Genomic DNA, 23,894 nt, shown 5'->3' on the forward strand with positions numbered 1-23,894 from the left:
CCGCCATCGCCGTCCGCAAACCGACGTTGGCCATTCATAGCCGATCATGAATAGTCGGCGTCGGCGGAACAAGTATTCGCGCTCGCGGAGAATCCCGATCCCGGCCCCGGACACTTGCGGCAGGTACGTCACTCATGACCGATTCACAGAGCCGGTTTTCCTCCTCCCGGTGAGGCTTTCCTTCACCTCGCCGCCCCCTGCGAAGAATCTCCCTCCCCTCACTCCCCTGTTACTTTCCGTGGCGTTCCGGAAACCTTCCGTACCATCACATGGAGGAGCAGGAGAGGATGGCGACATGGCCCTCACGAAGCCGATCAAGCGCGGCAGGCACGACCACCCCGTCCCGCACATGCAGGACGGTCCCATCCTCGACGAGCACAAGCCCCAGGAGGTCAGGGAGCCCGGAAGTCTCGAGGACCAGCTGCTGCGGTTGTGCCTGGCGCTCAACGAAGCCGGTTACCGGGCGGAGATCCACAACGGGCAGGTCGTCGTGAGCCCTGCGGCGAACATGGAGCACGAGGTCATTCTTGACCGGCTCTCCAACCTGCTGTACCCCCTCAAGCTGCCCAACCGCTGGCGCTTCTTCTATAACTGGGGAGTTCACATTCCGCCCCAGCCCGACCTTCGACTGCCAGACCTCATGGTCGTGCCGGACACGGCCGAAGCGTTCGACGACATGCGTGCTCACGGGCGCAGCCTCCTGCTGGTCGTGGAGGTGTGCTCGCCCGGGACATACAAGGTCGACTGGAAGGAGAAGCCGCTCGACTACGCGCGGGCGGGCGTCCCGCTGTTCCTGATCGTGGACCCCGTGGCGACTCCACGCACGATGACCCTGATGAGCGACCCGCTCCCCGACCTCGACCCCTTCGACGATCGGCAGGCGTACCGGCGGATCGTCACCGTCGAGGAGGGCGAGGTCCTGGAGCTGCCCGAGCCCTTCGGAATCAAGATCGAGACGAGCGCGCTCTTCGACTAGCAATCCTGTCCGGAGGCCGCTGGAGGCGTCCGGATCACAGCGCGACCAGGCGTCCGCCGCGCCCCTGAAGGCGGACAGCGGCCAGGGCGCCGGAGGCCGACGCGACCACGAGCAGCACGCCGCAGGCCGTCGCCACGGTGTGCGTATCCCCGGCGATGGCGGCGCGCAGGCCCTGGACGGCCCAGTATCCGGGAGAGACCGGTGCCACGGCGGCGGCCCACCCCGGCAGTGCGTCGAGCGGGACGAGCGCGCCACCCAGGCTGCTGAGCAGCATGCCACCGATGTCGTACGCCGCCGACAGTTCGCCCGTGCTCCGGACAAGCACGCCGAGCAGCGCGCCGATACCGAGCAAGGTGCAACTCCAGCAGAGCAGGACGCCCAGCAGCGGGAGCGGGTGGGGAACGCTCAGGTCCAGGGCGCACACGCCGAAGCCGATGATCAGCACCTGCTGGGCGAGCAGAGCGGCGAAGACGGGCACGGCCTTGCCGACGAGCATCTCCGCCGGGTGGAGGGCCGTGGCGCGCATGCGGTCCCAGGTCCGGCCGAGCCGTTCGGTGAGAATCGAGTTGCCCGAGATGCTGAGCGCGAGCAGCGAGAAGGTGACCAGGGTGCCGACGACGGCCTGTTCCGTGCCCGCGGCCCGTCCCTGTGCGGCCACGTAGAGCGGGCGCAGCAGGGTGAGGAAGGCGAGCGGCAGGATCATCCGGCTCAGCAGCGGGCCGGGCTCGCGCAGCATCAGCAGCAGGTTGTGACGGACCAGGACACCCGTACGGAACACGGACTCACGCGGCGACATCACGAGCCTTCCCGGCTTCCAGCGAGCGATAGAGATCGTCCAGGCTGGGACGGCGTACGTCGACGGAAGTGGGCGTACGGCCCGCGGCGAGCAACGCGGCGAGGTCGGCGCCGGGGTCGACGGTCGGCAGGCGCAGTTCGGGCTCGGCGGGGTCGGCGAAGGTGACCCTGAGCTCGCCCGGCAGCCCTCGGGTCAGCTCCTGCTGGGTGCCGCGCGCGACGACCCGACCGGCTCGGGCGAGCGCCACGGTCGCGTCGAGGTCCACGAGTTCCGGCAGGTAGTGGGTCGTGTAGAGGACCGCGGCACCCGCCTCGGCGCGGGCCTTGACCGCTGCCAGCAGGGCCGAGCGGGTCTCCGGGTCGGCGCCCGCGGTCGGCTCGTCCAGCAGCAGCAACGGCGGCGAGCCCACCATGGCGGTGGCCGCCTGCACGCGGCGGCGCTGGCCGCCGGACAGGACGCCGGCGGGCCGGTCCGCGAGCGGGGCGAGGTGAAGCTCGTCCAGGACGCGGGCGATCTCCGTGTCCCTGCGCCGCCCGCGCAGCCCGGCCAGCCCGGCGAACAGCCGCAGGTTGTCGCGCACGCTGACGCCGTTGTAGAGCGCGAACTCCTGCGGAGCCACACCGAGCAGCCGACGTACGGCACGACCGGAACGACCCGCTATGCGTACCTGGCCCGCATCGGGGCGTACGAGGCCGGTGACGACCTCGACGAAGGTCGTCTTGCCCGCTCCGTTGTGCCCGATCAGGCCGACGATCTCGCCGGACGCGACCGCGAGGTCGAAGCCGTCGAGCGCGCTACGCCGGCCGTAGCGCTTCACCAACCCCTCCGCGACGAGCATCCCGCCCCCACCAGGTCTACACCGTATACGTCTACACTGTATACACGTGAGTGGCAGGAGGGAAGAGATCCTGGACGCCGCGCTGGCGATCGCCGACGAGCACGGCATCGGCAAGGTCTCGATGCGTGCGCTGGCCGAGCGTGTCGGAGTGACGCCGATGGCGCTGTATCGGCACGTCAGCGACAAGGCCGAACTCCTGGACGGCATGGTCGGCCGGCTCCTCGCCGGGCTCCTGCCGCCCGACGCGGGGCGGGATCAGGCGTGGGACGAACGGCTCGCCGCCCTCGCGCACGCCGTCCGTACGATGACCCGGCGACATCCCTGGGCGGCGCAGTTACTCTTCTCCCGGCCGGCGGTCACACCGGACGCCGTGCGAGTGGTGGACCTCATCTACACCGCGCTCCTCGAGGCCGGGGTTCCGGACCGCGAGGTGCCCCGGCTGGAGCGCCTGATCGCCACCTTCGTGATCGGTTTCGCCGCCTCCGAGGCCTCCGGCCGCTTCGGCACCGGCTCCCTCGATCCGCGCGGCCGCCGAGGCCGGCTGCCCGAGGGCGAGCTTCCCGGCCACAGCAGGCTCGCGCCGTGGCTCGACCTGCCGTCCGACCTCGACACGGAGTTCGAGGCCGACCTGGGCGACCTGATGCGTCTGATCAAGGCGGTCGCAGGCGGGCAGGACTGACCGCGGGCTCCCGCGGCGTGCGAGCCTCGTGATCCGGCGACGGCCGGCGGCTCCCCTGGGTCAGTCCTCGGGAACCCGCTGGATGAACGCGGTGAGGCCGTCCGCGTCGAGGAGGTCCACGGGACGGACGGTCTCGTTCGAGCGGACGTAGTGGAAGGCCGCCCCGACCTTCTCCAGCGGCACCCCGGCCAGCGCGGCCCAGGCCACCCGGTAGGCCGCGAGCTGCACCGACGCGGTCTCGGCGGCCCTGCCCTGCGGCCGTTCGCCGGTCTTCCAGTCGACCACCACATAGCCGTCGCCCTCGCGGAAGACCGCGTCCATCCGCCCGCGCACCAGGCGGTCGCCGATCATGGTCTCGAACGGGATCTCCAGGTCGACCGGCTCACGCGCGGCCCACTCGCTCTCCTCGAACCGCTCCTGCAGCTCGGCGAGCTGGACGTCGGTCTCCGACATCTCGTCGGCGGCGCCCGGCAGCTCCAGGTCGTCGATCAGGCGCTGCTGGCCCCAGCGCGACTCCAGCCACCGGTGGAAGGTGGTGCCCCTGCGCGCCAGCGGGGCGGGCCTGCGCGGCACCGGCCGGCGCACCTGCCGGGCGAACGCCGCCGGATCCTGGGCCAGCGTGACCAGCGACGACACCGACAGCCGCGACGGCAGCTCCACGACCGCCCCGGCCCGCTGGCGGTTCGTCTCCCGCTCGCGCAGCAGCAGGTCGGTGTCGCGCGCCCAGGCCCGCATCCGCTCCCGGTCCCGGTCCCTGAGGAGCGCGTGGCCGTCGGCCGCCGGGGGCGGGCCGTCGCCCATCATCGCCTCCTCCACGAGGCGGGCGCCGTCGAGGATCGCGTCGCGTACCGTGACGGACGGCCACTCGGCCACGGGCGGCTCGGCGAGCAGCGGGTTGTCCGAACTCTCCGGATCCTCGGCCCAGCGGACGACGCGGGCGCCCGCCTCGCGGATCTCCCGCAGGAACTCCGAGGGTTCCAGCGGCCGCGACGAGGTCCCCCAGCGGTAGCCGGAGGCGATCAGCAGGTAGTGCGCCCTGGTGACGGCGACGTACGCCAGCCGCCGTTCCTCCATCAGGTCACGGTCGCGGCAGCGCTCGTCGAAGGCGCCCAGCGCCTCCCGGTCCAGCCCGGCCAGCTCGGGCAGGTCCGCGCTGTCCCCCCGCAGCGGGTACGGCAGCTTGCGCGGGTTCTCCGTCCACCGCGAGTTGGTGACCGGGGTCGCGGGGAAAATGCTCCCCTTGATCAGCCCGCCCTTCTGGGAGGTGAGCTGCGACAGGCCCGGCACCACCACGACCGGCCACTCCAGTCCCTTGGAGGCGTGGACCGTCATCAGCTTGACCGTGTTGCTGTCGCCGACGCGCCCGGCCTCCAGGCCGAACTCCTCGCTCTCCGCCGCCTTCAGGTACGCCAGGAACGCGCCGAGCGTCGGGTCCTCGGAGTCTCCGGCGAACCGCGAGGCGGAGTCGAGGAAGGCGTCGAGGTCGGCGCGGGCGGCCAGCGGGCTGCCTCCCCTGGCGGCGACCTCGACGTCGAGCCCGAGCCGGCGTTCGATCTCGCTGATCAGGTCGGGCAGCGGCTGCCCGGCATGGGCGCGCAACTGGCGCAGCTCGCGGGCGACGGCGGGCAGCCGCATCCGCGCGAGCGGGGAGAACCGTTCCAGCCAGTCAGGCCGGTCGGGCAGCTCGTCGAGCGCGTCGATCAGGCTGCCGCGCTCCTCGGCGAGGTCGGCGACGACCTGGTCGAGCGGGTCCTCCGGGCGCGGCCCTCCCCTGGCCGCCCTGATCTCCTTGTTGAGCTCGCGAGCCAGGTCGCCGAGCACCTTGAGGTCGGCCGGGCCGATCCGCCAGCGCGGCCCGGCGAGCAGCCGGACCAGCGCGTCCCCGGCGGTCGGGTCGTACAGCGCCCGCAGGGTCGCCACGATGTCGGCCACCTCGGGCACGGTGAGCAGCCCGCCGAGGCCCACGACCTCCACGGGATCCCCCGGGCCTCCAGGGCCCGGCGCAGGGCCGGGAACTGCGACCGCTTGCGGGCGAGGATCGCGACGTCCTGCGGCTGCAGGGCGGGGCCGCGCTTGGCCCGCTCGCCCTCGCCCCAGGGCAGGCCGTCCGGGGCGCCCTCGCCGTGCAGGATCCCGGCCAGGCCCTCGGCGATCCACTCCGCCTCATCCTCGGCCGTCTCGTGGAAGGCGCACAGCACCCGCCCCCGGCCCGCCCGGTTGCCGCCCGGCACCAGCACCGGCACCTCACGGGCCTCCCGCCGCAGGGGCGCCTGGATCCGGGCCGCGACGCCGAGCACGTGCTCGCCGTTGCGGAAGCTGACCGACAGCCGCCGCACCTGCGCCGGATCTCCGGACGCCGCCGGGAAGTCCCGGGGGAACCGGGACAGGTTGCCCGCCGACGCGCCGCGCCAGCCGTAGATCGACTGGCAGGGGTCGCCGACAGCCGTGACCGGGTGGCCCCCGCCGTACAGCGAACGCAGCAGCACGAGCTGGGCGTGGCTGGTGTCCTGGTACTCGTCGAGCAGCACGACCGAGAACCGGGACCGCTCGGACGCGCCGACCTCCGGGTGCCGCGAGGCGATCCGCGCGGCCAGCGCCATCTGGTCGCCGTAGTCGATGACCTCCCGGCCGCGCTTGAGCCGTTCGTACGCCTCGACCATCGGCAGCAGTTGCTCGCGGACGGCCTGGGTCTCCACCGGCTTGCGCTGCTCTTTGACGATGCGCCCGGTCAGCGAGGCCAGGCGCTCGCGCAGCCAGTCGCCGACCTCGCGTACGTCCGCCGGGTCGCGCAGGTGCTCGGCCAGCTCACCGGCCAGTTCGAGCACGGCGGCGGTGACGCTGGGCGGGGACAGGTCCACCCGGTCCATCGGCCCGTCGTACTGGCCGACCACCCGGGCCGCCATCTGCCAGGCGACGGCTGGCGTGACGAGCCGCATGGTGGGCTCGAGCCCCTCCCGCAGCGCGTGGTCGGTCACCAGCCGGGCGGCGTACGCGTGGTAGGTGGAGACCGTCGGCTCGGAGTCGAGCAGCTCGGGCTCGACCAGCCCGGCCGCCGCCAGCCCGGCCAGCCGCTGGCGCACCCGCTCGGCCAGCTCGGCGGCGGCCTTGCGGGTGAAGGTGAGGCCGAGGATCTGTTCGGGCCTGGCCAGGCCGTTGGCGACCAGCCAGACCACCCGCCCGGCCATGGTCTCGCTCTTGCCGGATCCCGCCCCCGCCACGACCACCATCGGCTCCGGAGGCGCCTCGATGACGGCCGCCTGCTCGGGGGTGGGCGGGAGGATCCCGAGCCGGCCGGCCAGCTCACCGGGCGTCAGCACACCTGTCCTCCGTTGTCGTTCACAGGGCAGGCGATTTTAGCGGCACAGGTGCGGCAGCCGTCGTTGACCGTGGCGACGAACACGTTGGCGGACATGCCGGTCGCCACCGTCTTGACCAGGCTCTCCGCCCAGTCGGGCTCGGGGTCGTCGGCGAGCGCCCGCTGCGCCTGCCCCCCTGGCGTCGGCCGACTGGCCGGCCGCCTTGCCCAGGTGCAGCAGGGACGCGCCGCCCGGCTGGACGAGGCCGTGCCGTTCGAACGCCCCGAGCGTCGTGGCGAGCTGGTACACCCCGAGCTGCGGATGCCGGTCGATCTCGGTGTCCTTGGGCTTGCCGCTGCCGGTCTTGATGTCGATGATCACGGCACGGCCGGCCTCGTCCCGCTCGACCCGGTCCACCCGGCCGGTGATCTGGATGTCGTGACCCGGCACCCGTACGGTGAACGCCTCCTCCACCGCGACCAGGTCGCGCGGCTTGTCCTTCTGCCACCGGACGAACCTGTCGACCATCTGCTCGGCGACGCGGCGCTGCTTGCGGTTGAACCACAGCCCGCCGAAGTCGAACTGGTCCCAGATGTCGTCGAGCCGCTTGACGTAGTCGGTGCCGTCCTCCGTGGCCATCGCGGCGATCGCGTGGACGACCGTGCCGAGGCTCTGGGTGACGTTCGACGACCCGGCCCCGACCGCGGTCTCCAGCATCCAGCGCAGCCCGCACTTGGTGAAGCTCTCCACCGACGACGGCGAGATCTGGACGACGTCGTCGGGCCAGCCGAGCGGCCGGTCGTCGGAGATCGGGGTCAGCGCGTACCACTCGCCGGGATTGGCGCCGGGCACCCCGGCCTGGGCGAGCCTGGCGAGGTGCGCGGCGGCCTCGCGGCGCACCGCCTCGGGCTTGCTCGTGTCGCACACGGCCGCGCGCAGGTCGGCGACCAGCGCCGACATGCTCGAGGCCACCGGGCCCGGTCGTCCACGGTCGCCGGCTCCACGCCGCCGGGCAGCAGCTCGGTGAGGAACCGGGAGGGCCGTTCGTCGGTGTCCTCGCCGCCGACGGCGGTGACGACGAGCCTCCTGCGGGCGCGGGTGGCCGCGACGTAGAACAGCCGCCGCTCCTCGGCGAGCAGCTTGGACGCCAGCGCCGCCGTCGCGGCCTGCGTGGTGTCGAGCGCCGAGCCGCCCGCGAATTCCACCAGCGCCTCGGTGCCGAGGAGCGAGCCGCGCAGGCGCAGGTCGGGCCACAGGCCCTCCTGCACGCCCGCGACCACCACCACGTCCCATTCCAGGCCCTTGGACCGGTGCGCGGTCAGGATCCGTACGGCGTCGCCCTCGGGGGCGGACTCGGCCAGCGAGTCGCCGGCGATCTCCTGGGAGGTCAGGTCGTCGAGGAAGACCGCGACCCCGGCCTTGGGCAGCCGGTCGGTGAAGCGGGCCACGTGGTCGAACAGGGCGACGACGGCGTCGAGGTCCCGGTCGGCCTGGGCGCCCCGCGCCCCGCCCGCGAGGCTGGCCTCCGTCCAGCGCTCGGCGAGCCCGCTGGCCTGCCAGATCTCCCACAGCGTCTCCTCCGCACCCTGGCCGTGCCGTACGGCCTCGCGGGCGGTCGTGATGAGCCGCGCGAGGCGTTCGGCCGGCGCCGCGACGTGCGGCTCGACGCCGCCCAGCTCCCGGGCGTCGCGCAGCGCCGCGACCAGCAGCTCGTCGGACGAGCGCGGGGTGAAGGGCAGCGCCGGCTGGCCCGCCTCCTCCGCCGCGGCGGACTCCGCGGCGACCGCCTCGTGCTCGGCGATCCGCAGGGCGCGGCGCAGCCGGCGTACGCCGATCATGTCGGTGCCGCCGAGCGGGCCGGTCAGCAACTCCTCGGCGGTCGCCACGTCGAGCGTGCCCGGCGCGACGGCGATCCGCAGCAGCGTGATGAGCGGCCGGACGCCGGGCTCCTGCACCAGCGGGAGCTCGTCGCCCGCGACCACGACGGGCACGCCGGCGGTGACCAGCGCCCGCCGCAGCAGCGGCACGTGCCGTACGGCGCTGCGCACCAGCACCGCCATGCGCGACCACGGCACCCCGTCGAGCAGGTGCGCCCGGCGCAGCGTGTCGGCCACCACCGCGGCCTCCTGGCTGGCGCTGTCGGCCAGCAGGACCTTCACCTCGCCCGGGTCCGCGTCCCCGACCGGGATCAGGTCGCGGTGGCCTCCGGTCCTGTTCTCGTGACCCGGTACGGCGGGCAGGCGGTAGGCGACGCGCCGGGAGGCCTCGAGCAGGGCCGGGCCGCTGCGACGGCACACGCGCAGCGCGACCACCGGGGCGTCCCGTCCGTCCCGCGTCGGGAACCGCTCGGGAAAGCGCAGGATGCCCTGCACGTCGGCGCCCCGGAAGCCGTAGATGGACTGGTCGGGGTCGCCCACCGCGATCAGGTCGCGCCCGTCTCCCGCGAGCTGCCTGAGCAGGAACTCCTGCGCCGGGTCGGTGTCCTGGTATTCGTCGACGAGCACCAGGTCGTACGCGTCCCGCTCGCGCCGCCGCACCTCGCCGTCGGCCAGCAGGCCGGCCGCCTCGCGGATCAGCTCCGAGTAGTCCAGCGCGGGCACCGGATCGAGGTCGAACCGGTCCTGGTAGCGGTAGGAGAACAGCCCGGCGGCCTCCCAGTCGGGCCTGCCGTGCTCGCGGCCCAGCTGCACCAGCGCGTCGCCGTACAGGCCGCGCTCGGCCGCCCGGGACAGGAAGTCGCGCAGCTCCTCGGCGAACCCCCGGGTCTTGAGCAGCTCGCGCATGTCGGCGGGCCAGTGCCGCGCGCCGTCCTCCAGTTCGCCGTGCAGCAGCCGCCGGATCTCCAGCAGCTGCTCGGGACCGGTGAGCAGGCGCGGCGGCGGCTCACCGGCCAGCACCGCCTCCCGGCGCAGCAGCGCGTACGCGTAGCTGTGGAAGGTGAGGGCCAGCGGGGTCCTGGTGGTCCTGCGCATCCGGGCGGTGATCCGCTCGCGCAGTTCGCCGGCCGCCTTGCGGCTGAAGGTGAGGACGAGCACGCGCTCGGGGTCAACGCCGCGGCGCTCGACCCGGTCGACGACGGTCTCCACGATCGTGGTGGTCTTGCCGGTGCCCGGCCCGGCGAGCACGAGCAGGGGCCCGCTCTCGTGCTCCACGACGGCGCGCTGATGTTCGTCCAGCACGGGAGCCGCGCGACGTCCCACGCCCCCGCGCCGCACCAGCCGGTAGTTCTGACCACTCACAGCACAGCATTCCACCAGATCACTGGGACAGATCGTGCCCGAATGCCCACTCCGTGTCCTAGTGGGGGCGGATCAGCCGGCCGCCGTCACCCGTACGCCCGGCTCGTGGTGGAGGTCGCCGCGATGGGCCTGCCGGAGCCGCTCCAGCGTGCGGCCGGTCGGGGAGGCCGGATCGGCGGTGTACATGACGACCAGCAGGTCGGGCTCCCCGGGCAGGGCCAGGGTCTCGTACGCGAAGTCCAGGTCGCCGAGCTCCGGGTGCCGCAGCAGCTTGACCCCGAAGGTCTTCTCGGCCACCCGGTGCTCCTCCCAGAGGCGGGCGAAGTCCGGGTCGGCGGACAGGTCGGCGACGAGCGGGCCCAGCAGCGGGTCGTCGGGGTGCCTCCCGGCGTACAGGCGCAGGTGGGCGATGGTCTCGGCGGCCACGGCCGGCCAGTCGCGGTAGAACGAACGCGCCCGGGGCGACAGGAACGTCTGACGGGCCATGTTGCGCTCATCCGCGGGCATGGCCGAGAAGCCGTTGATCCGGTCGGAGAGGGCGTTCCAGGCCAGCACGTCCATCCGGGGCCCGATGACGCAGGCCGGCAGGGAGTCGGCCGCGTCCAGGAGCATCCGCACCCCGGGCCGGACATGGGCGAGGGGAGCCCGCTGGTCGTCCGGCGGGCGGAGGAGGCGGCGCAGGTGCGCCCGCTCGGTGCCGTCCATGCGCAGCACTCGGGCGACCGAGTCGAGCACCTCGTCGGAGACGTTGCGTACGCGCTGCTGCTCCAGGCGGATGTAGTACTCGACGCTCACGCCCGCGAGCAGCGCGACCTCCTCACGCCGCAGCCCGCTGACGCGCCGCCGCCCGTTTGCGGGGAGCCCGGCGTCCTCGGGCCGGATCCGGGCCCGGCGAGAGCGCAGGAACCGTCCCAGATCACCATCCATGCGCCCAAGACTAGTACTGCGGTTACCAGTAAAAGGCGTGCGCTGGGTAAGCCCGGCACGCCCCGCCAGAGTGGCTCTCGTCAAGCTCGAACGCGAAGGAGTCACGATGAGCTACGAGAACCTGGCCGGACGCGTCGCCGTGGTCACCGGGGCCGCCAGCGGCATGGGAGAGGCGACGGCCCGGCTGCTGGCCGCCTCAGGCGCGAAGGTCGCGCTGCTCGCCCGCCGCGCCGACCGGCTGGAGGACCTGGTCCGGAAGATCGCCGCGGACGGCGGCACCGCGCTGGCCGTGACCGCGGACGTCACCCGGGACGACAGCGTGGCCGCCGCCGTGGACCGTGTCCACGCCGAGTTCGGGGCTGTGGACCTGGTGGTCAACGCCGCGGGCGTGATGCTGCCCAACCCGATCGACGACGGCCGCATCGACGAGTGGACGCGCATGCTCGACACGAACATCGCGGGCGTCCTGCGGGTGACGCGGGCCTTCACGGCCGACCTGCTCGCCGCTGCGGCGGATGGCCGTACGGCCGACCTCGTCAACATCTCGTCGATCGGCGCCCACCTCGTCTTCCCCGGCTACGCCGTCTACGGGGCGACCAAGGCGGCCCTCACCCACCTGTCCACGAACCTGCGTGCGGAGTTCGGCCCGCGCGACGTGCGGGTGACCAACATCGAGCCGGGCCTGACGGCGACGGAGCTGGGCGACCACGTCGACAGCCCGGAGCTCGGGGCGCAGTTGGCCGGGATGTTCCAGGTCATCACGCCCATGACCGCCGAGGAGATCGCCGACCTGATCGGGTACACGGTCAGCCGGGCCAAGCACGTCAACCTCCGCCAGGTCGTCGTGCTGCCGACCAACCAGGCCTGAGCAGGCCCGGTTCGTCGTGAGCCGGGGGCCATCCGACCGTCGCCTCACCCAGCCGAACCGGTCCCCGGCCTCCCTCAGGCGAGCAGCGTGCCGGTGTCGAGGTCGATGTGGAACGGCGCCGGCAACCGGAGCGAGTCGCCCGCATGGGCCGTCTCGATCCGCTCGTACGGCTCGCGGAGGTCGTCCATTGCGAGATCCTTGCGCGGCTCGCTCATCAGCGTCACGGTCGCGGGCTCGGTCACCGGGTCGACGATCAGGAGAAGCGGCACCCCCGCACGCGCGTACTCAAGCGGCTTCTCGTCCCAGTCAACCGACCGAGTTCCCCTGGAGCACACTTCGACCACGAGCAGCGCACTGTGTCCAAGGATGTGCATGTCGTCGTACTGCTCGGCGTCCTGGGGCGCGATCATGAGATCGGGAAGCCGCATGTCGGGGAACGGCGGAATGTGCACTCCCCAGTTGGAATGGATGACCCACCGATTCTCCCGGACCGAGTCGAAAAGCTGGTTCATCAGCCGGAAGGTGATGTTCGACTGTTCACGGCTGACCTTAGGGCTCACGACGACCCGGCCATAAGTGATCTCGGCCGGGTAGCCGGCGTCGTTCAGTTCCTGGCACAGTCGCCGAATGTCGTCCTCGCCGTCGGTCGGCTCCGGCTCGGGCACATCGGCGGGCGCCGAGGCCGCAGATCTGAAGACGTGCCGCCGTCTGCCCTGCCTCGTCGGCTTCGTGAGCGCCATCCCCTCGCCATCCTCTCCGTCTCCCTACACCTCGATAGTACGCATAGTCATTTGAGAGACACAGAAAGTAACAGAGTCGAAGGAGGTGACGGCAGCAGGCGGAAAGGCGCTCCCCCCCCCCCCCCCCCCGGGGGTGGAAATAGGGCGCACCCGCTAGGAGGAAAACCCATCCGGGGTGCGAAGCCGGGCGAGTCGGGTCCGGACGAGGCTGATGAGCGAGGGACCGCCCCAGAAGCACCACAGGGCGATGACGGGATCGCAGATGGCGCAGCCGAAGGACGAGTCATGGGCGAAGGGAATGATCGGGCTGCCCTTGAGGTGGTGGAGGATGTCCCACCCGGTGTGCAGCAGCCAGGCGATCCCGATGAACGTCCACGACTCCAGGCCGCGGTAGGCGCAGTACGCGACGAGGGCGGTGAAGGGGAACTCCCAGCCGCCGAGGCCCCCGCCGCTGAGATAGGCGGCCCCCGCTCCGGCCACCATGACGGCGTTGAAGCGGCGGCGGTGCGGTTCGGGGATCAGCGACATCAGCACGGCGTAGGCGAGGCCGATCAGGATCGGCAGGACAAGACTCATGAGCGTGCGGCTTTCTGGGATGGGTCTCCGATGACGCGAGCAGACGGCCGCACTGCGAATGGTGACGGCGGACCCGCGTCAGAAAGCCAACCAGTCGGCCGGCATCCCTTCCCAGGGGAATTGACGACACATGCCGACGGGATCCCGCCAAGCGTCGGCGCGAGATGCCTAACCCCGGGCCGTCGCAGGCTTACCGGCCAGGAGGAAGAACCGGCGGGACCCGCCTACGCGGATGGACGTCCCTTGCCGGCCACGTCTCCGAGAGGGACATCGCGCAGGATGAGCAGCAGGAGGAGGGCACAGCCCACGGTGAGCGCGATGTCGGCGACATTGCCGACGAACAAGCCGCCGTAGTCGATGAAGTCCACCACATGCCCCTGGGCGAAGCCGGGCGGGCGGAAGAGGCGGTCGAGCAGATGGGAGGTGGCGCCGCCCAGCAGGGCACCCAGCACCAAAGCCCACGCCGGCGAACGCAGCCGCCGCCCGACGTACAGGATGCCGGCGACCGCGGCGGCCGCCGTCAGGGTGAACACCCACGTCGTCCCCTCGCCGATCGAGAACGCGGCACCGGGGTTCAGCAACAGCCGCAACCCGATAAGCCGCGGGATCAGCGTGATGCCCTCACCGTCCGAAAGCGCGGAGATCGCCCAGAACTTGGAGGCCTGGTCCACGAGAAGAACCACCGCGGCCAGCACGAGCATTCGCCCGTATGGCCGCGGTCCCGATCTCGTCCCCTGCCAGCCTCGTTCGTCGGACATCTCTACCTCGCAATCCGCGACGTTCTCGGTTCCGGTCAGGAGGAGAACACCTGGTCGATGACGCGGGCGGTCGCCTTGCCGTTGTCGTGCGGCGCGTAGGTCCGGACGAAGGCCGCGTAACGGTCGGCCAGCTTGGCGGTCGCGGTGTCGATGTTCCGCAGGACCTCCACGACCTCGGGCGAGGTCTCCAGCCGCGGTCCCGGGCGCTGCGACTCCAGGTCGAGGTACAGCCCACGGGACGAGCGATACTTGGCCAGGTCCGGCGTGAACAGCACGACCGGCCGCCCGGTCGCCACGAAGTCGAACATGACCGACGAGTAGTCGGTGACGAGCACGTCGGCGATCAGCAGCAGATCGGCGGTGTCGGGATAGGTCGTCACGTCGATCGCGAAGCCGTCGTGCGCGTTCACGTGGGGGAAGGCCTGCATCATGTGGCCGCGGACCAGCACCACGTGGTCGGCGCCGAGTGCCCGCTTGGCGTCCGCCAGGTCGAGCTTGACCGCGGCGTTCCTGCGGTCGTAGTCGCGGTAGGTGGGCGCGTACAGGACGACCCGCTTGCCCTCGGGGATGCCGATCCGGCGCCGGATCTCCGCCGCCAGCGCGTCACGGTCGCCGGCGACGAGGACGTCGTTGCGCGGGTAGCCCGACTCCAGGATCTCGCCCTCGTAGCCGAAGGCCTTGCGCAGCACGGACGACGCCCACGGACTCTGCGACAGCAGCAGGTCCCAGCCGCGGACCTCCACGGCCTGGCGGTGCCACACCGGGGGCCGGGGCTCGCGCTTCATGTGGGCCTGGTCGCGGCCGATGTGCTTGACCGGCGTGCCGTGCCAGGTCTGCAGGAGCACCTGGTCCTCGCGGGTGCGGAACCACTGCGGCATGAAGTTGTTGGAGACGATGTAGCGGGCGCGGGCCAGCGCCTCGTAGTGCTCCCGGCTGCCCTCGCGGACGACCGTGGGCACCACGCCGTCGCCGAGGCCCAGTTCACGCGAGCCCGGCGGGACGAACGCGCCGTCCCTGACGACCCAGATGTGCTCGCCCTCGTCGCCGCGCCGCAGCCGCTCCTCGTAGATGGCGCGCGGGTTGTCGGAGTAGGCGCGGCCGTCGAAGGAGACGTAGACGGTGGCCTCGCGCAGCGGCCGGGCGCGCTCGGCGGGGTAGAAGGTGCGGCTGAGCGCCCACACGCCCGCCGCGCTCCGCTCGTCGCCGGGCCGATCCTCGGCCGCCACGAGCACCGGCACGTCGTAGCGGGTGGCGACGAACCGGTAGACCCGGCCGCCGATGATCCGGGGGCTCTCGTCCAGCGCGTCGAGGCCGGCGTGGTCGAACCGGGCGGGCACCATGGCCGGGCCGTACCTGCCGGGCGGGGCCACCGAGACGTTCCAGGTGCCCTCGGCCAGCGGCACGGCCGATCCGAAGCGCGGCATCGCGCCGGGCGACAGCCGTACGGTGAACCGCTCGCCGTCGCGCTCGAGCGGCACGCGGATCGTGAGCCCGCCCCGGTGCCGCAGCACGAGGTCGCGCGGGCCCTGGTCGGGGTCGGGGTAGCGGCCGGTGAGCGTGATCGACTCGTCGTGCCACTCGGCCGAGGTGATCAGGGGCAGGATCTTGTGGCCCGAGATGACGACGCGGTCGCGCCGGTCGCCCTGCACCGTGACCTCGCGCTCGCCGATGAGCAGACGGGTCTCCTCCGCGCCCTCCAGCATGACGGCCGCGGCCGGGTCTCCCTTGGGCTCGACCCACAGTCGCCGGGACTCCGCGTTGAGCAGGGTGCCGACCGCGAGCGACAGCGAGAAGCGGCTGCCGCCCTCGACCGGGGCGAAGTCGGCCGACATGCGGTGCCCGCCGACGCGGGCCTTGCCCTTGGTGATGGGCCGGCCCGGCAGAAAGCCGGTGAGCTCGATGGTGTCGCCGTTCAGCTGCACGCCGGTGAGCTGGGCGCGGGTCGGCTGGTAGACCACCTGCAGCGCCTTGTCGGAGGTCCACACGGGCCGCACCCACCAGCGGGGGCGGCACCTGCAGCCCGGCCGGCGCTCGGTGCGGCCGATCACCGGGCCGCGCAGCACGCCCTTGGCGCGGGCGGCGCGGCTCCAGATGACGATCTCGGCCCGCCAGGTGGTGGTGTCCTGGACGGTGTGGCGGCGGCGCAGCACCCGCTTCGCGCCGCGCACCAGGGCCCGCACCCCGGCGCGCCAGCGCAGGGCGAACGGATGCAGCTCGGCCGTGAAGCCGGCCCAGTCGTAGTTGCATCCGGGTTCGCGGGCGGCGTGGGTGGCCTCGGGGCGGTAGGTCCTGCGGGTCTTCATCGTGACCCGCGGCAGCCAGCGGGGGCCGTGCAGCACGACGGTGGCGCGGTTGAACCGCCCGCTGCGGACCGACAGGCCCGCGATGTAGGCGTGTCCGGTCACCCTCAGCCGGTTGCCCACCCAGGTGATGTCGTCGATCTGCGTGACCGGCACGAGGTCGGCTGCCCGCAGGCGCAGCAGCGAGGGATCGCCGACCTCGACCGGCAGGTCGGCGTACCACCGCAGGCCCCGCCGGACCCGGCGGGAGGGCTCGGCCGCGGCGGCGGCGAGCTTGGCCAGCGCGTCGCTCTCGGCGAGCTCGCCCGGGTCCTGCGTCTCGATCAGGTGGCAGGCGACCCGGCGCCCGACCGGCAGCTCACGCTTGACCTTCGGATCGACCTCCGCGAGGTACGGCCGGAGCGCGTCGATGGTCTGGCGGCGGCGGGCGGGCCCGCGCTTGGCTGCGGCGTCGAGGCGCAGACCGAGGGGACCGACGATCGCCTCACGGTCGACCTCCCGGCGCTGCGCGGGGCTCAGCCCCTCCGCGCGCACGAGCGCGACCAGCGCGTCTATCGGCTCACCGCGGTCGTAAAGCTCCTGGACAGCCCGCAGTCGTTCAGCGACGACGTCGCCCGTGGGTGCGGGTGTCATACGGGAGGCACCACCCTTCGCCAGACCTGTGTTCAGAAAATGGTAATGCCCTCAGAACACTGCCGGACCTGACTCGCGGAAGCCTGTGGATTTCCTGTGAATCAGCGGGTGACGCCCCTGTGGCACGGGGTGACGAGCGGCACTACGCCGGGGGAAGAGCGCCCGTCCGACCGTCCGGGGCGCGGCCTGTCAGCTCCCGGGTCAGGGCCTCGAACCGGCTATCGTGATCACGGCGACGGTCAGGCGCGGCCGTCCCAGCGGGCCGCGCGCATGTCGGCGCGGGCGCCGCGGACCGGGGTGCCCTCCTCGCGCCACCGGGCCAGGCACTCGCCCTCCAGGCCGGGCGCGGGGGTGCCGTCGGCGTGGATCACCCGCCACCACGGCACGGCTCCGCCCCACAGCGACATCACGCGGCCGACCTGCCGGGGGCCGCCCTCGCCGAGATACTCGGCGACGTCTCCGTACGACATCACCTTGCCGGGCGGGATCCGCTCGACCAGGTCGAGCACCCGCTCCGCGTACGGCGGCGGCTGGCCGCGGCCGTCTCTCAAGCGCTCCACTCGGTGGGCCCGGCCGCGATGATCTCTTCGAGCTTGCCGAACTCGTAGGTGGACGATCCGTTGATCTGCTCGACGACGCCGTTCCTGATGCCGTACGCCTCGCCGTCCTCACCCACGAGCCGGGCCCCCATGAGATCGGTGAGAAGTGCCAGCTGGGCGACTTGCCAGTCGGACCCGGGCTGGCCGGAGAGCCGTCCCGACCAGGTCGCGATCTGGTGCACGGAGTCGCCGTGGCGTGCGACGACCTCGCCCGCCTCGTGCGACCCGCGCAGCTCGAATCCGGCCCGTGCCGAGACGCTCGCGAGTTCGGCGTAGGCGAGCGGTGCATCCCGCTCTACGCGCAGCTCGTACCCCATGAGCCGCGACCCTAGCGAAACTTGACCTGGCTTTGTCACCGGAAACACGAACATCGGGATTACCGCGTCCGAAATGCTGCAGAACGGCGGCCAACATGTGATCACCGGCGGCATCTGGCTACCGGCGGCGCAGCGCGACGGCCGCGGCGCAGAAACCGCCGATTCCGAGGGCGACGGCGATGCCGTAGATCCAGAGCCTAACCGGATCCGGCCCCGGGCGCGCGGGCCCCTGCGCGACCGGGCCCTTGCCGAAATGCGCGTCGTCCTGCACGGACGACGCGTGGCCATATCCGGTCAGCTCCGCGGCCTTCCGGAGGGCCGCCGCCGCGTCCACGACTCCGAATCCGACTTTGTCGTCATAACCCGCGGGCGGGTGAGGACGGGAGGTCGCCGTCAAAGCGCGCGACACCAATTCCGGCGACAAATCCGGATATTTCGCCTTTATTAGTGCGATAGTGCCCGCGACGAGCGCGCTGGCCACCCCGGTCCCCGACACGGCCCCCTTGCGGCCCCCGGCGAGGGTGACGGGCACGCGGTCGCCCGGCGCGGCGACCAGGACCGAGAGGTTGTCGCTGCTGCCCGGGGTCTTGGCGCCCTTGCGGTCGACGGCGGCGACGCCCACCACCCCGGGATAGCCCGCGGGGAACGCCCAGTAGGAGGTGCCGTTCTGCCGGGCGTACGGCGACCGGCCGGCGTCTCCGACGGCCGCGACGAGCACCACGCCCCGCGCCAGCGCGAAGGAGATGGCGTCCCGCTCCACGCGGTCCACGCCGTACGCGGGGACGGGCAGGCAGATGACCTTGGCGCCCCGGCCGGTCGCGTAGCGGATGCCGCGGGCGAGCGGGCTGTCCTGTGTCTCCGCTGCCGGGCCCTCGGGCTCCGCGGAGCCGCCTCCGGGACGGCTCCGGACCACGGGGAGGGACAGCACCCGCGCCTCCGGCGCGATCCCGGACGTCCCCCCGCCACGCCCGCTCCCGGCGATCGCCGAGGCCAGCGCGGTCACGTCGTCGCCCGGCCGCACCGTGTCGTCGCCGAACGTCGCACCCGTCATGTCCGGCCCGCGCTCGACCCGGCCGCTCAACTCGGGCACGCCGGTGTCGGGCTGCCCGCCGCCGAGCAGGGCGACGGTCACGCCCGCGCCCTTGCTGACCTTCCAGGCGGCGGCGGCGTTGACGGCGTCGAGCGCCCACCGCGAATCCTCGCCGCCGGGCGCCGGCGCCGACCAGACCGCCGGTCCGGTGCCCAGGAGGACGGCCGTCAGCGCCGCGCAGAGGGAGGCCGGCCTCAGCACGCGTTCCCCTGGGTGCAGCGGGGGACGTCCGGGGGCTCTCCGAGGGCGCGCGCGATGCGCCCGGCCACGGTCTCGGCCACGGGCCACATCTCGCTGTTCACCTGTTCCTCCAGGGGGACGGAGGCACGCGTCCTTCCGTCGGTGTACCCCACCGTGGAGAAGACGATGTACGGCCCGGCGCCCACCCATCCGGTGCGCTGGCGCTGGGCCGCGCCGAAGGTGTCGGTGACCGTGCCGGGGAAGGCCACGGGCCGTACGCCCACGCGGTCGTCCACGGGCAGTTCGCCCGCCGCGTCGGCGCGGGCCTGCTCGCTGGGCAGCACGGCGACGCCCACGGTGACGGCGAACGTCGAGGTCTGGTCGACGTAGGTGGCGCGCAGCACGGCCTGGCAGCCGTACTTGCGCAGCACCGACGCCACCGGCGAGTCGACCGCCGCGGCGCACGCCGCCTCGGGGGCGATGCCCACCCTGCGCGCGTACTGCTGGGCGCGGCCGAGCGCCGTGTACGGAAGCTCCTCGGGGAAGACCATGCCCGCGGGCCAGGCGCGCCACCGCCGGGCCACGTCCTCGGCCACGTAGCGGGCGCGCTCGGCGTCGGTGAGCGGCCTGGACCTGTTCTCCTGGATCAGCCCGACCGACCCGAGCAGCACGTTCACCGCGGCGACGGCGAGGACGACGCCCATGATCGTCAGGTAGAGCGAGCGGAAGCGGATGCCGCGCTCGAGTTCGGCCCGTTCCCTGGCCGCCTGGGCGGCGGCGGCCCGTCCTCTCGACGCCGTCCAGGGCCGCGCGCGGGCACGGCGGGCGGACGCGCCGAGCGGCAGTGCCCGCGGACCCGCCCGTCGGAGGCCGGACGGCGTCCGCGCCGTCTGCGGGATGCGGGACTGCTCGGGCGGCATACCTCGATGCTACGTCGGCAGGCCCGTCGGCCAAGGAGCCGGCGGCAGCGCGTCGTCCTCCTCCCGCTGTCGTCTGCGCGCCCGCCGGGTGAGCACGAGCAGGACGGCCACGCCCGCGCCCGAGCCGGCGAAGGCGCCGAGCGCGATGCCGCCGGACAGGAGGATCGCCCCCGTGTCGCGCCGTACGACCATGATCGGGTCGTGGTCGTTCGCGGTCGAGCGGACGGCACGCGAGGGGTTCTGCACGCCCGGCCCCGACGCCGTGGCGCGGTGGCGGGCGAGGGTGGCCGCGACGCTCAGCGCCCGGTAGGCGTTGACCACTCCGAACCCGGTGCCGGTGTTGTACGGCGCCCGGCGGGCCGGCGACGACGTGAGCGCCTGGGCGACGAGGGCGGGCGACATGCGGGGGTAGCGCGACTTGATCAGCGCGGCGACGCCGGAGACGAGCGCGGTCGCCTGGGAGGTCCCCCGGCCGACCCAGTACTCGTCGCCGGGACCTGCCCCGAGGACGTCGACGCCCGGCGCGGCCACCATCACCGAGGAGTTGCGGTTGGAGAACGAGGCCCGCCTCAGCGTGGACGTGACGGCGGCCACCGAGATCACGCCGGGGATCGCGGCCGGGTAGGAGTACGGCGCGGTCCGCTTGCCCGCGCCGTCGTTGCCCGCCGCGGCGACGAGGACGACGCCCTTGGAGATCGCGTACCTGATCGCCTTACGCTCGTCCTGCGTCGGCATGTCCTTCGACAGCGACAGGTTGATGACCTCGGCGCCGTGGTCCACGGCGTAGCGGATGCCCTTGGCGACCACGGCCTCGTACCGCGCGTCGGAGTTGAACGTCCGGAACCCCGGCTCCTCGTCCTCCAGGATCACCCGCACGGACAGCACCCTCGCCTCCGGCGCGATGCCGATGATGCCGTCGGCGCCGCCGGGACCGTGCCCGTGCCCGGCGATGAGCGAGGCCATGTACGTGCCGTGCAGGCGCACCGGCTGCACTCCGCGCGGGTTGGCCCCGGCCGTGTAGTCCCTCCCGGTGACGACCGATCCGGCGAGGTCGCGGTGATCCGGGTCGACTCCCGAGTCCAGGACCGCGACGGTCACGCCCCTGCCTTTCGTCAGCCGCCAGGCGTCGTCGACGTCGAGCGTGCGCAGCACGTCCTGCTGGCTGAGCCGTACGTCGTCGCCCTGGCCGGGCCGGGCACGAGGAACGCGCCGCCCGACAGGGCGAGCGCGGCGGCGGACGCCGCGAGGGCCCCGCGGCGCAGCGCGCTCAGCACTGCCACTCCTTGGCCGCGCAGTCCGGGGACGCCGGCGCGGTGAGGATGGCGCCGACCTCCTCGGCCAGGTCCGCGGTGAACGAGAACATGGTCTCCCGCTGCTCCCCGAGCGCACGGGCCGGACGCCCGTCGACCTGCCCCGCCGTCGTCATCACGAGGTACGGCCCGGCCGTACGCAGGGTCAGCGACTGACGCCCGCTCGCGGTGAAGCGGTCGGTCACGGTGCCGGGGAACGCGAGGGCGCGCAGCCCGGGAGCGGGCGACCCGTCGCCGGGGAAGATCGGGATGGCCGAGCGCGCTTTGAGCTCGTCGGGGAAGGCCGCCACGCCGATCGTCACCACGATGCCCTGGAGTGCGTCGAGGTAGGTCGCCCGCAGGATCGCCCGGCAGCCGGCCGCCGTCATCTGGCCGGCGATGGCCGCGTCGACGGCGCCGCGGCAGTCGGTGCGCGTGGAGATGCCCACCCGCCGCGCCGACTCGCGCGCGCCCTGCTCGCTCGTGTAGGCCAGGGTGGCGGGAAAGATCCGGCCGGCCGGCCAGCGCTCCCACCGCAGCGCCGTCTCGGCCGCCTGGGCCTCGCGCAACTCCGCGGCGCTCGGTCCTCTGGTCAGTTCGGCGACGGCGGCGCTGGCCGCGATCCCGCCCACGATCGCGCAGACGAGGGTGATCGCGGAGGCCACGGCCACGGCCGGCCAGGTCCGCGTCTCGCCCACTGCGCCTCCGTTCCCTTCGCGGCCTCCCTCCTCCAGTGACCTTAACGCGACCTACCGACCGCCATCCCCACAAATGCCCTCGGAAAGTACTTGACGCTTCGGAAAGTGAAAAGTACTTTCCTCATTGGAAAGAGGTGGTGACGCGAATGAACCCCGAGGAAGCGGCGCGGAGCCTGGCGACGATCCGGCAGACGCAGGCGAAGGCGCTGTCGGCCGAGCCCTGGTTTCCCACCTGGTACGGCGTCGGCGTGGGACTGTTCGTAACCGGCATGCAGTTCGTCACCGAGCCCGGCACCCCGGTCCCGGTGACGGTGGCCGTGGGGCTCCTGCTGTTCGCCGGCCTGGGCGCGCTGGTCGCCGTGCTGGTCCGCACTCGCAGGATCAAGGCCCATCGCAGTCTGACGCGCCCGAAGATGATCGCCGCCCTGATGGCCTGGATCGGCACGGCGATCGCGCTCTGCCTGGCCCTGGCCTTCGCGATCGACGCCGCCGGGGTGGCCTACGCCCGGACGTACGCCGCCCTCGTGATGACCGCGTACCTGCTCGTCACCGGGCCCCTCGCCGGCCGCCTGCTCACCGGGATGCTGGTGCGCCGGGCGGTGGGCGGCTCGTGATGGAGCTCGATCCCGTCATCCACGCGCCGACTCGGCTGCAGATCGTGTCGCTGCTCGCGGCGGCCGAGGAGGCGGAGTTCGGGTTCGTCCGCGACACCGTCGGCGTCAGCGACTCGGTCCTGTCCAAGCACGGCAGCGCGCTGGAGAGCGCCGGATATGTCGCCGTACGCAAGGGATATGTGGGCAAGCGGCCCAAGACGTGGTTCAGACTCACGGAGAGGGGACGGGCGGCGTTCGCCGCGTACGTCGAGAACCTGCAGCGCATCGTCGCGCCCAGCGGCCTCAGCGTGGTGCCGGACGAACGCGTTTAGCGCGTGCACGGCGAAACGGCCGCCGCCTCCTCATCGGGAGGCGGCGGCCGTCGTCGTGTCGTCGCGGATCAGTAGGTCGGCAGGCTGGGGTCGACCGTCTTGATCCAGCTCAGCACGCCGCCGCCCACGTGGACGGCGTCGGAGAAGCCGGCGTTCTTCAGGACCGCGAGCACCTCGGCCGAGCGGGCGCCCGACTTGCAGTGCAGCACGATCTTCTTGTCCTGCGGCAGCTTCTCCAGGGCCGAGCCGTTGAGGAACTCGCCCTTGGGGATCAGCACGGCGCCCGGGATGTTGACGATCTCGTACTCGTTCGGCTCGCGGACGTCGATGATCATGATGTCGTCGCCCCGCTCGCGCATCGCCTCGAGCTCGGCCGCGGTGATCGTGCTGCCCGCGGCGGCCTGCTGCGCCTCGTCGGAGAGCGTGCCGCAGAACGCCTCGTAGTCGATCAGCTCGGTGATCGAGGGGTTCTTGCCGCACAGCGGGCACTCGGGGTCCTTGCGGACCTTCACGTCGCGATACTTCATCTCGAGCGCGTCGTAGATCATGAGGCGGCCGACCAGCGGCTCGCCGATGCCGGTGATGACCTTGATGGCCTCGTTCACCTGGACGGAGCCGATCGACGCGCACAGCACGCCGAGCACGCCGCCCTCGGCGCAGCTCGGGACCATGCCCGGCGGCGGGGGCTCGGGGTAGAGGCAGCGGTAGCACGGGCCGTGCTCGGCCCAGAAGACGCTGGCCTGCCCGTCGAACCGGTAGATGGACCCCCACACGTACGGCTTGCCGAGCAGCACGGCCGCGTCGTTGACCATGTAGCGGGTGGCGAAGTTGTCCGTGCCGTCCACGATGAGGTCGTAGCCGGAGAAGATGTCCATCACGTTGTCGGTCGTGAGAGCGACGTTGTGAATGATGATGTTGACCAGCGGGTTGATCTCGCGCACGCTCGCGGCGGCCGACTCGGCCTTCAGGCGGCCCACGTCCGACTGCCCGTGGATCACCTGGCGCTGCAGGTTCGACTCGTCCACGACGTCGAAGTCGACGATGCCGAGCGTCCCCACCCCGCCGCGGCCAGGTACAGCAGCGCGGGGGAGCCCAGGCCGCCCGCGCCCACACACAGGACCTTGGCGTTCTTGAGGCGCTTCTGACCCGCCATGCCGACGTCGGGGATGATCAGATGGCGCGAGTAGCGGCGCACCTCGTCAACCGTCAGCTCTGCTGCCGGCTCTACCAGCGGTGGCAACGACACAGTT

The 23,894-nt window shown here is 72.6% G+C and carries 19 protein-coding genes and 3 pseudogenes; 5 read left to right on the forward strand and 17 right to left on the reverse strand.

Annotated features, from left to right (window positions below; translation table 11 throughout):
- Positions 1-295 precede the first annotated feature (295 nt).
- Complete coding sequence (locus B1L11_RS17445; protein ID WP_179155201.1) at positions 296-976, forward strand: Uma2 family endonuclease; 681 nt, start codon at positions 296-298, stop codon at positions 974-976.
- 34 nt (positions 977-1,010) lie between these two features.
- Here the strand turns inward: B1L11_RS17445 and B1L11_RS17450 are convergent, their stop codons facing one another.
- Together B1L11_RS17450 and B1L11_RS17455 are read right to left on the reverse strand one after the other, a co-directional pair.
- Positions 1,011-1,772, reverse strand: a complete 762-nt coding sequence (locus B1L11_RS17450) for an ABC transporter permease (RefSeq protein ID WP_079315463.1) — start codon at positions 1,770-1,772, stop codon at positions 1,011-1,013.
- Positions 1,759-2,589 (reverse strand): ABC transporter ATP-binding protein, encoded by an 831-nt coding sequence (locus B1L11_RS17455; protein WP_256862642.1) that lies wholly within the window; start codon positions 2,587-2,589, stop codon positions 1,759-1,761. Before B1L11_RS17455 ends, B1L11_RS17450 begins: the two co-directional genes overlap by 14 nt.
- Before the next feature lie 67 nt (positions 2,590-2,656).
- Between B1L11_RS17455 and B1L11_RS17460 the strand changes: the two genes are divergently transcribed.
- On the forward strand, positions 2,657-3,289 hold the full coding sequence (locus tag B1L11_RS17460; RefSeq protein WP_079315465.1) for a TetR/AcrR family transcriptional regulator: 633 nt from the start codon (positions 2,657-2,659) through the stop codon (positions 3,287-3,289).
- Between the two features lie 60 nt (positions 3,290-3,349).
- Here the strand turns inward: B1L11_RS17460 and B1L11_RS17465 are convergent.
- The 3 genes and pseudogenes from B1L11_RS17465 to B1L11_RS17475 all read right to left on the reverse strand — a co-directional run bounded on the left by B1L11_RS17465 (position 3,350) and on the right by B1L11_RS17475 (position 10,751).
- Positions 3,350-6,606 (reverse strand): annotated as a pseudogene (locus B1L11_RS17465) (ATP-dependent helicase).
- Positions 6,600-9,824, reverse strand: a pseudogene (locus tag B1L11_RS17470) (ATP-dependent helicase). Before B1L11_RS17470 ends, B1L11_RS17465 begins: the two co-directional pseudogenes overlap by 7 nt.
- 72 nt (positions 9,825-9,896) lie before the next feature.
- A complete protein-coding gene (locus tag B1L11_RS17475) occupies positions 9,897-10,751 on the reverse strand; it encodes a helix-turn-helix transcriptional regulator (protein WP_079315466.1) in 855 nt (284 codons plus the stop codon).
- 106 nt (positions 10,752-10,857) lie between these two features.
- Between B1L11_RS17475 and B1L11_RS17480 the strand changes: the two genes are divergently transcribed.
- Positions 10,858-11,619: an SDR family oxidoreductase gene (locus B1L11_RS17480; RefSeq protein WP_079315467.1), complete on the forward strand. Its 762-nt coding sequence runs from the start codon at positions 10,858-10,860 to the stop codon at positions 11,617-11,619.
- Between the two features lie 74 nt (positions 11,620-11,693).
- Here B1L11_RS17480 and B1L11_RS17485 read toward each other — a convergent pair whose 3' ends face one another.
- The 11 genes from B1L11_RS17485 to B1L11_RS17530 form a co-directional block, all read right to left on the reverse strand.
- Positions 11,694-12,359, reverse strand: a complete 666-nt coding sequence (locus B1L11_RS17485; RefSeq protein ID WP_079315468.1) for a Uma2 family endonuclease — start codon at positions 12,357-12,359, stop codon at positions 11,694-11,696.
- Positions 12,360-12,512: 153 nt separating this feature from the next.
- Positions 12,513-12,935 (reverse strand): DUF6010 family protein, encoded by a 423-nt coding sequence (locus tag B1L11_RS17490; protein ID WP_079315469.1) that lies wholly within the window; start codon positions 12,933-12,935, stop codon positions 12,513-12,515.
- A 224-nt stretch (positions 12,936-13,159) separates the two neighbouring features.
- Complete coding sequence (locus tag B1L11_RS17495) at positions 13,160-13,636, reverse strand: signal peptidase II (RefSeq protein WP_218671178.1); 477 nt, start codon at positions 13,634-13,636, stop codon at positions 13,160-13,162.
- Positions 13,637-13,728: 92 nt separating this feature from the next.
- A complete protein-coding gene (locus tag B1L11_RS17500) occupies positions 13,729-16,626 on the reverse strand; it encodes a CDP-glycerol glycerophosphotransferase family protein (protein WP_079315471.1) in 2,898 nt (965 codons plus the stop codon).
- A 239-nt stretch (positions 16,627-16,865) separates the two neighbouring features.
- A complete protein-coding gene (locus tag B1L11_RS17505) occupies positions 16,866-17,177 on the reverse strand; it encodes an MGMT family protein (protein ID WP_079315496.1) in 312 nt (103 codons plus the stop codon).
- Positions 17,174-17,542, reverse strand: coding sequence for a hypothetical protein (locus tag B1L11_RS17510; protein WP_079315472.1), 369 nt, complete (start codon positions 17,540-17,542; stop codon positions 17,174-17,176). The genes B1L11_RS17505 and B1L11_RS17510 overlap by 4 nt, the downstream gene beginning before the upstream one ends.
- A 118-nt stretch (positions 17,543-17,660) precedes the next feature.
- Positions 17,661-18,833, reverse strand: coding sequence for a S8 family serine peptidase (locus B1L11_RS17515; RefSeq protein WP_143737336.1), 1,173 nt, complete (start codon positions 18,831-18,833; stop codon positions 17,661-17,663).
- Complete coding sequence (locus B1L11_RS17520) at positions 18,827-19,732, reverse strand: hypothetical protein (protein ID WP_079315473.1); 906 nt, start codon at positions 19,730-19,732, stop codon at positions 18,827-18,829. Before B1L11_RS17520 ends, B1L11_RS17515 begins: the two co-directional genes overlap by 7 nt.
- Positions 19,733-19,741: 9 nt before the next feature.
- The gene (locus B1L11_RS17525; RefSeq protein ID WP_256862643.1) at positions 19,742-20,884 is read right to left on the reverse strand and encodes a S8 family serine peptidase; all 1,143 of its coding nucleotides are present in this window, start codon (positions 20,882-20,884) and stop codon (positions 19,742-19,744) included.
- Complete coding sequence (locus B1L11_RS51100) at positions 20,845-21,006, reverse strand: hypothetical protein (protein WP_256862644.1); 162 nt, start codon at positions 21,004-21,006, stop codon at positions 20,845-20,847. The genes B1L11_RS17525 and B1L11_RS51100 overlap by 40 nt, the downstream gene beginning before the upstream one ends.
- On the reverse strand, positions 21,000-21,719 hold the full coding sequence (locus tag B1L11_RS17530; RefSeq protein ID WP_226873406.1) for a hypothetical protein: 720 nt from the start codon (positions 21,717-21,719) through the stop codon (positions 21,000-21,002). Before B1L11_RS17530 ends, B1L11_RS51100 begins: the two co-directional genes overlap by 7 nt.
- 146 nt (positions 21,720-21,865) lie before the next feature.
- On the opposite strand from B1L11_RS17530, the gene B1L11_RS17535 reads away from it, so the two are divergent.
- Both B1L11_RS17535 and B1L11_RS17540 read left to right on the forward strand, forming a co-directional pair.
- The gene (locus B1L11_RS17535) at positions 21,866-22,333 is read left to right on the forward strand and encodes a hypothetical protein (protein ID WP_079315474.1); all 468 of its coding nucleotides are present in this window, start codon (positions 21,866-21,868) and stop codon (positions 22,331-22,333) included.
- Entirely contained in the window at positions 22,333-22,644 is a 312-nt protein-coding gene (locus B1L11_RS17540; protein ID WP_079315475.1) for a transcriptional regulator, read from the forward strand. The genes B1L11_RS17535 and B1L11_RS17540 overlap by 1 nt, the downstream gene beginning before the upstream one ends.
- A gap of 68 nt (positions 22,645-22,712) precedes the next feature.
- Here B1L11_RS17540 and moeZ read toward each other — a convergent pair.
- A pseudogene (moeZ, locus tag B1L11_RS17545) lies at positions 22,713-23,890 on the reverse strand (adenylyltransferase/sulfurtransferase MoeZ).
- Positions 23,891-23,894: the final 4 nt, after the last annotated feature.

Source organism: Microbispora sp. GKU 823, from assembly GCF_002027145.1.
GTDB classification, from domain to species: Bacteria; Actinomycetota; Actinomycetes; order Streptosporangiales; family Streptosporangiaceae; genus Microbispora; species Microbispora siamensis.

What these genes read in the sequence shown, in the direction of transcription:
- B1L11_RS17500 (WP_079315471.1), bottom strand. Translation starts at nt 16,626, where the DNA reads ATGACACCCGCACCCACGGGCGACGTCGTCGCTGAACGACTGCGGGCT.
- B1L11_RS17475 (WP_079315466.1), bottom strand. Translation starts at nt 10,751, where the DNA reads ATGGATGGTGATCTGGGACGGTTCCTGCGCTCTCGCCGGGCCCGGATC.
- B1L11_RS17450 (WP_079315463.1), bottom strand. Translation starts at nt 1,772, where the DNA reads ATGTCGCCGCGTGAGTCCGTGTTCCGTACGGGTGTCCTGGTCCGTCAC.
- B1L11_RS17480 (WP_079315467.1), top strand. Translation starts at nt 10,858, where the DNA reads ATGAGCTACGAGAACCTGGCCGGACGCGTCGCCGTGGTCACCGGGGCC.
- B1L11_RS17445 (WP_179155201.1), top strand. Translation starts at nt 296, where the DNA reads ATGGCCCTCACGAAGCCGATCAAGCGCGGCAGGCACGACCACCCCGTC.
- B1L11_RS17485 (WP_079315468.1), bottom strand. Translation starts at nt 12,359, where the DNA reads ATGGCGCTCACGAAGCCGACGAGGCAGGGCAGACGGCGGCACGTCTTC.
- B1L11_RS17490 (WP_079315469.1), bottom strand. Translation starts at nt 12,935, where the DNA reads ATGAGTCTTGTCCTGCCGATCCTGATCGGCCTCGCCTACGCCGTGCTG.
- B1L11_RS17535 (WP_079315474.1), top strand. Translation starts at nt 21,866, where the DNA reads ATGAACCCCGAGGAAGCGGCGCGGAGCCTGGCGACGATCCGGCAGACG.
- B1L11_RS17510 (WP_079315472.1), bottom strand. Translation starts at nt 17,542, where the DNA reads ATGGGGTACGAGCTGCGCGTAGAGCGGGATGCACCGCTCGCCTACGCC.
- B1L11_RS17540 (WP_079315475.1), top strand. Translation starts at nt 22,333, where the DNA reads ATGGAGCTCGATCCCGTCATCCACGCGCCGACTCGGCTGCAGATCGTG.
- B1L11_RS17520 (WP_079315473.1), bottom strand. Translation starts at nt 19,732, where the DNA reads ATGCCGCCCGAGCAGTCCCGCATCCCGCAGACGGCGCGGACGCCGTCC.
- B1L11_RS17495 (WP_218671178.1), bottom strand. Translation starts at nt 13,636, where the DNA reads ATGCTCGTGCTGGCCGCGGTGGTTCTTCTCGTGGACCAGGCCTCCAAG.